This window comes from Mesorhizobium sp. XAP4 (assembly GCF_029269325.1).
Classification (GTDB): Bacteria; Pseudomonadota; Alphaproteobacteria; order Rhizobiales; family Rhizobiaceae; genus Mesorhizobium; species Mesorhizobium ciceri.
The window spans coordinates 518010-525021 of the sequence record NZ_JARIXW010000005.1; the positions used below are offsets into that span (position 1 = coordinate 518010).

A 7012-nucleotide genomic window follows, 5' to 3' on the forward strand; every position below is an offset into this window, starting at 1 on the left:
TGACTTGATCTTATGATAATGACAGTGATTATTGCGAAAGCAAAGTACGCTAGATGAAAATCTATAGCCGCCACAATAAGAGATCATAAAAAATTCAAAGGTGAAGTAATTATCGTCACACGTGTAGGCTCGCCCTGCCGTTTTCTGCGGTAAGGCGCTTTCTGATGCTGAATGGACAGCGCTAACACAACTGCGCGAATTCTTGACGGGTTCCGATCTGGCCTATGCCCTTGAACACCTTGCCGCGAGAATCGGTCTCATCGAACACGCACCATAAGAGACGCGATCTTTGTTTTGCGACAGGCTTGAGCACTCGACGATGCCGAGTTCCAGCAGGGGTGTGCTCCTACCTGCTGTGTCCTACCTCACGGTAAGCAGAAGGCTTCGTCGCTTCCGTTTCTGTCTCATCATCGTTCCTTTGAAAGGCTACGACGTACCAGGATTCCTACTCTCTTTATTATACGAATTTGTCTTGTTGGCCCTGATCCCGGACGGATGATGTATAGTAGATTTTTCCTACGGTAATGGCCCAACACTATCAATTTTTCTTTTCGAACTGGCGCGTTTAGGTTCCGCCTGAACAGCCATGTACCCATGGGCATAAGCACTCTATCGCGACGCTGCATTCTGCTGTCGCGGCTGGCTGGCCGGATTCCGGCAAAATGGCAATCGCAAAGGCGGGCATAAGCGGTTCGCAAAGACGCAGGAACGCACAGATGGTTAAACTCTACGGTCGGACCTTGAAGCGCCGCGACATTGCCGAGCGGGCCGGCATGCTTTCGCAGTTCGCGGGTGTGCGGCTGATGACGCTCGACAACGGAGTCGAGCGCGGCGTTCGGGTGCTTGAGTTCCGAACGGGCGCGGGGCTTCGTTTCACGCTAATGGTCGACCGCGCCATGGACATCGCGGATTGCGAACACAAGGGTCGAGCAATCGGCTGGCACTCGCCCGCCGGCTTCCGTCATCCGGGGCTGCATGACGACGAATCGGAGGGCGGGCTCGGATTCATCCGCTCCATGTCCGGTCTCGTCACAACTTGTGGCCTCGACCACACCTTGAAACCGGCCGAGGTGCCGGCCGACAACTATAACAGCAGCGCGCGCCAGACGGTCCGCCACGGATTGCACGGGCGCATCGGCTTCATCCCGGCCCGCCTCACCGGTTATGGCGAGACGTGGACCGGCGACGACTGTGTCCTTTGGGCAGAAGGGATCGTGCAACAGTCGACGCTGTTCGGCGAGGATCTGCATCTGCATCGCAGGGTTGAGGCGGACGTCGGCGGCACCGCCATTCGCATCCGCGACCGGGTTGTCAATCACGGGTTCTACCGAACGCCGCATATGTTGCTCTATCATGTGAACGTCGGTCATCCGTTGCTCGAGGAGGGTAGCCGCTTCCTGGCCCCCATTGGCGACGTGGTCTGGGCCTCACACGACGGACCGGAATACCGCGGGCAAGGTGTTGGCTATCGCACCGCCGCGGCTCCACGGTCAGGATTCAATGAGCAGGTGTGGGAGCACGACACGGTGGCGGACCGCAGCGGCGTCGTACCGGCTGCGCTCGTCAACGACCGCCTTGGATTGGGCTTCCTGGTGGAATCCCGCAAGGATCAGCTGCCCTGCCTCCTTCAATGGCAGAACCTGCAGGCCGGCCAGTATGTGGTGGGGCTCGAGCCCTCGACCCACCATATCCTCGGCGATCTCGAGGCACGCGAACGCGGCGAGATGATCTGGCTCGAACATGGTGAGGAGCGGTGCTACGACCTGACGTTGCAAGTGCTCGACGGCTCAGCGGAGATCGCGTCGGCGGAAGCGCGCATCTCTGCGATTGCGGCACAGCCCGATGACGACTATCCGGCTCCCTCCGGAAACTTCAAACCATTGCGCAAGCAGCCGTGACGGACGTGATCACACGCAGACGCGACTACAGCCACCTCGGTGAGAGCACCCAGCGAGGGGTCGAAACCTGCCTTGCATCCGCGGAGCAGTTGCTCGAACGTGCCGTACCATCGCGTCAGCCAGACCGAGGTCATATGCTGCGGCCATGCTGTTGAAGGGTATCCGAATATAATCTCGGCGTATCGACGACGCTGCGGGGGGCTAACGTTGTCTCCTCCGGGTCAAGGGGTCGAACAAAGGTGGATCGTAGGGTTCGCGATCAGTCCGTCGCAATTCAGCGTTGATCATCTTCTGTCACTGCCGGTCCACATCGTAGTTCTAGCCGCCGCGTGATTTGCGGCTGACTAGGCTTGTGACATCATGCTCCCGCCGAAGTTGGCAAGATTATCAGCCCATCCAGGGCTCACTTCTAGGCGTGAGCGCGTGCGCACAAGGGGCGCGGCATGATAGGTTTCTCCGACGGTAATGGCTTAATACTATCGATTTCTCTTTTCAATCCGGCACGGCTACGTTCTGCCCGCACTGCCAGTTCCGACGGGCATTCGCCGGCAGTTGAAGAAGATCTGGGAGGATCGTTTGATGTTGAATATAGGCGACGAGCGAGTTGCCGCTCTACCGCTGCAGACCGCGATTATTCCATCGCGCGCGAGCTGGGAGCGACACTCGTCATCCTGCTCGGCTCAATCGACCTGTCAGTCGAAGCGATTGTTTCTGGTCAGGCAAGATTTGGATTGAGCCGGGTCCGACTTGCTCGATGAGATGTGCATCCAGGCACCCATCGACTTGGATCAACGCAAATAGGCATGGAGGATTTCGATGAACGCTATTGACACAAAATATTCTTCGTTTGGCAAATTTGTTTCTCAGCCCTTGAAGTTGCACATAGGAGGCGAGCAGGTCGCCGCTTCGAGTGGGCGGACGTTCGATACGCTCGATCCCGGTACGGGCTCGGTCATTGCAACACTTTCCGCTGGCGACGCGGCCGATATCGATGCTGCGGTGGGTGCAGCCCGCCAGGCGTTTAATACGAGCGGGTGGGCAACCATGCCCCCGAAGGACAGGGCCGTAATCCTCCACAGACTGGCGGACTTGATTGACCAGAACACGGCCGTACTTGCTGAAATCGAATCCAAGGATGTCGGCAAGCCCAGAGGGCAGGCAGAGGCATTCGATATTCCGCACGCGGCAAAGACGTTGCGCTATTACGCCGACCTCAGCGTCACGACGCGCCAGCGCGAGCCCTTGGCGGTTTCCGGGAACGAAGCATGGTCCGTTCGGCACCCCTACGGTGTGTGCGCATTCATATTTCCTTGGAATTTCCCATTCTTGCTGATCGGGTGGGGGGTTTCTCCAGCTCTGGCAGCCGGCAACACCATTGTCATTAAGCCTGCAGAGGACACCCCGCTGTCAGCATTGTATTTTGCGAGACTGGCGGAGCAGGCAGGCGTTCCCGCGGGAGTCGTCAACGTGGTCACCGGCCTCGGCAGAACGGCTGGCTCGGCCCTTTCGGCGCATCCAGGCATCAATAGGATATCGTTCACCGGATCGCCCGAAGTCGGCAAACTTGTAGCGGAGGCCGCCGCTCGCAACCTTGTGCCGGCCAAGCTGGAACTCGGGGGTAAGGGCGCGGCTGTCCTGTTCGACGACATTGCAACCAAAGACGCTGCCGAAGCTCTTGCATCGGCTGTCACCCTAAACGCAGGACAAGTCTGCTGTACGGCCACGAGATGGCTCGTACACGAGAAGGTCGCCGATGCCTTTATTGAAAAGGCCGTATCTACGATGGCCGGCATGAAAGTAGGCTACGGTGGCGATGCCACGACACAGATCGGCCCGGTCGTAAGCGAAAAGCAGCGGCAGCGCGTACTTGGATATGTTGAGCGCTCAAAAAACGAAGGCGCCGAAGCATATTTACCGGGTGGTGTCGCGGATATTCCCGATCACGGCGGCGGGTTCTATGTCAAACCGGCTCTGCTCGGTGGCTCCCCGGACAATATCATCGCACGCGACGAAGTCTTTGGCCCCGTCGCCTATGTCATGACGTTCCGCGACGAGGAGGAGGCGATCGCGCTCGTCAATCGCAGCCCATACGGCCTCGCCAACAGCGTTTGGACAGCCGATATTGATAGGGCGAAGCGTGTGGCCGAACGGTTAGTCGCGGGCAATTCCTGGATCAATGCCCACAACCTGTTCCCACATGGCGTTACCTATGGCGGCGTCAACCTTAGCGGCACGGGAGGCGGCGTGCTCGGCCCTGACACGCTTGAAGACTACTATCGCAAGCAGTCGGTCGTGCGTCCGCTCTGAGGCGGCGAGCCGTGCACGGGCGATCGTTTGGAAACGTTCGGCAGCAACTAACAGGTTTGCAGCCGAACGTGGGACGATGCGAGATTTCGATTGTTGTTCTTCGCAAAGCCGAAACCCGATGATTAATTGTCTCCAGGTGAGGCTGACACGTTAAGTTGTTTGGACAGGCGCTTGGATCAAATTGCCTTTTTGAAGCCAAATGGTGCGCGAGGAATGAGACGCTGAAAGTCACAGGAGAGAGCCGAAATCCCTCGCGAATGTGGAACGCCAAAGACTTAAGCCCCTCCTTCAAGAGCAATACGGAGAGTAGCATGACGATGCCAGTGGTAGCCATTTTCCTCGCCAAGCCCGGCGCCGAGGAAGCGCTCGAAAGACTGTTCCGGGACGCCATTCCGGCAACGCTCGAGGAAGACGGCTGCATCAGCTATCAGCTTAACCGTGACCTCAACCAACCGCGCCGATTTGTTTGGACCGAAGAGTGGCAAAGCCGGGCGCTCATAGAAAAGCACAGAGCCACCCGGCAGAATGCGGAGTTACTCAGCAACATTAGGGACCTCGTCGAAAGCAGCGAGGTATTTGAACTGCGCAAGGTCGACGGCGGACTTGCGTGAAGAACTCTATTCGATAACCGGTTGAGGCGTTCATGGACACGAAAACATTTACCACCAACAAGGGCCGGAAGCTCGATTTCAGCAGTCTCGGCTTTGGCTCGGCGCCGCTCGGCGACCTGTTTGAGAAGCTCGACGAAATCACGGCGATCGATACGGTACGGGCAGCCTATGATGTCGGGATGCGCGTCTTCGATTCTTCGCCGTTTTACGGCCACGGCTTGTCCGAATCGCGCTGCGGCACGGCTCTGCGCACCATGCCGAGGGATGAGGTGATTTTCTCGACCAAGGTAGGGCGCACTATGAACCCGTTCGTGCGCAACGCGCAAAAGGACCCTCGCGTGTTCTCTATCGGCTTCCCGCATCAGGCGAGCTTCGATTACAGCTACGACGGCGCCATGCGGTCGGTAGAACAGTCGCTGCTGCGGACTGGTTTGTCGGAAATCGACATCCTACTTATCCACGATTGCGATGTCTGGACCCACGGTAAGCACGATGCCAATGCCCGCTTCGCCGAAGCGATGGACGGCGCCTATAAGGCCCTCGACAAGTTGCGCGCGGACGGCACCGTAAAGGCGATCGGCTGCGGGCTTAACGAAGTAGACACGTGCGAGCGCTTCGTCAAAGCAGGCGATTTCGATGTAATGCTGCTCGCCGGGCGGTATTCACTTCTCGAACAGCCTGCGATCCAATCGTTCCTGCCGCTGGCCGTCCAGAAGAACATCGGGATCATCCTGGCCGGGGTTTTCAACTCCGGCATCCTTGCCACGGGGCCGGTCAAAGGCGCCAAATACAATTACGCCGAGGCGTCGCCTGAAGTGATGGCGAAGGTTGTCGAGATCCAGAAGGTGTGCGACACGCATGGGGTGCCGCTGCACCGCGCCGCGCTGCATTTCGCGACCTTTCATCCCGCCGTCGTAACCGTCATCTTGGGGGGCGTGAAGCGCAGCGAAGTCGAGGCCAATGGCTCCGCCATAGCTCAGCCGGTCCCAGTGGCGCTGTGGGCCGATCTGAAAAGCGCCGGCCTGCTGGACCCTGCCGCCCACACACCGAACTAAGCCTCGCGGCCGTAGCGCAGCGGACGAAGGCGCATTCCGCTTTTCCGGCGGCGGCGCCTTCATTTCCGGCACCATTCATTCTTCCCCCTATCTGCACTCGGCACATAGGTGTTTGGATAATTCCCCTACCTGATTCGCTCCAACGGCGGCTGACGCATCGCGTAGGCTGCCGGCAGGGGACAGACACTTGCCGAAAGGAGAGGACGGTGGCGCAAACCCTTTTCGTCCCCAAGGAAACCGACGAGAAAGAACCGCGCGTCGCGGCCTCGCCCGATACGGTGAAACGGCTGGCGGGGCTTGGCTTCGACGTGATTGTCGAAACCGACGCCGGCACAAGGTCGCGCATCCCCGACGAGGAGTTTGCCAAGGCAGGTGCCGCCATCGGCAAGGCTTCGGATGTCGCCAAGGCCGACGTGGTGCTGAAAGTGCGCCGGCCGAGTGATGCGGAACTCAAGGCCTACAAATCAGGCGCCATCGTCATCGCCATCATGGATCCCTATGGCAACGATGCCGCCGTCGCGGCACTGGCCAAGGCCGGCGTCACGGCGTTTTCGATGGAGTTCATGCCGCGCATCACCCGCGCCCAGTCGATGGACGTGCTGTCCTCGCAGGCCAATCTCGCCGGCTACCAGGCGGTGATCGACGGCGCTTCCGAATATGACCGGGCATTGCCGATGATGATGACCGCAGCCGGCACCGTGCCGGCGGCAAAGGTCTTCATCATGGGCGTCGGCGTCGCTGGCCTGCAGGCGATCGCCACGGCAAGGCGGCTGGGTGCTGTCGTCACCGCCACCGACGTGCGTCCCGCCGCCAAGGAACAGGTCGCCTCGCTCGGCGCAAAATTCCTCGCCGTCGAGGACGAGGAGTTCAAGGCGGCGGAGACCGCCGGCGGCTACGCCAAGGAAATGTCCAAGGAATACCAGGCCAAACAGGCGGCACTGACCGCCGAGCATATCGCCAAGCAGGACATCGTCATCACCACGGCGCTGATCCCCGGCCGTCCGGCGCCGAAATTGGTTTCGGCGGCCATGGTCGCTTCGATGAAGCCGGGCTCGGTGCTGGTCGACCTCGCCGTCGAGCGCGGCGGCAATGTCGAAGGCGCCGTGGCGGGTCAGGTCGTCACCACCGCCAACAACGTCAA

6 protein-coding genes are annotated in these 7012 nt (G+C 59.6%); all 6 read left to right on the top strand.

The annotated features are described in order from the left end of the window. Positions 1–716: 716 nt before the first annotated feature. On the top strand, positions 717–1898 hold the full coding sequence (locus P3C39_RS23915) for an aldose 1-epimerase family protein (protein WP_275954221.1): 1182 nt from the start codon (positions 717–719) through the stop codon (positions 1896–1898). Positions 1899–2341: 443 nt separating this feature from the next. Continuing rightward, complete coding sequence (locus tag P3C39_RS23920; RefSeq protein WP_275954220.1) at positions 2342–2656, top strand: hypothetical protein; 315 nt, start codon at positions 2342–2344, stop codon at positions 2654–2656. Positions 2657–2714: 58 nt separating this feature from the next. Further along, positions 2715–4205, top strand: a complete 1491-nt coding sequence (locus P3C39_RS23925) for an aldehyde dehydrogenase family protein (protein WP_275954219.1) — start codon at positions 2715–2717, stop codon at positions 4203–4205. Between the two features lie 311 nt (positions 4206–4516). Beyond that, positions 4517–4816 (top strand): putative quinol monooxygenase, encoded by a 300-nt coding sequence (locus P3C39_RS23930; RefSeq protein WP_275954218.1) that lies wholly within the window; start codon positions 4517–4519, stop codon positions 4814–4816. A 32-nt stretch (positions 4817–4848) separates the two neighbouring features. Then, on the top strand, positions 4849–5871 hold the full coding sequence (locus P3C39_RS23935; RefSeq protein ID WP_275954217.1) for an aldo/keto reductase: 1023 nt from the start codon (positions 4849–4851) through the stop codon (positions 5869–5871). A gap of 206 nt (positions 5872–6077) precedes the next feature. Further along, positions 6078–7012, top strand: a 935-nt coding sequence (locus P3C39_RS23940) for an NAD(P) transhydrogenase subunit alpha (protein WP_275954216.1), incomplete at its 3' end; no start/stop codon positions are given.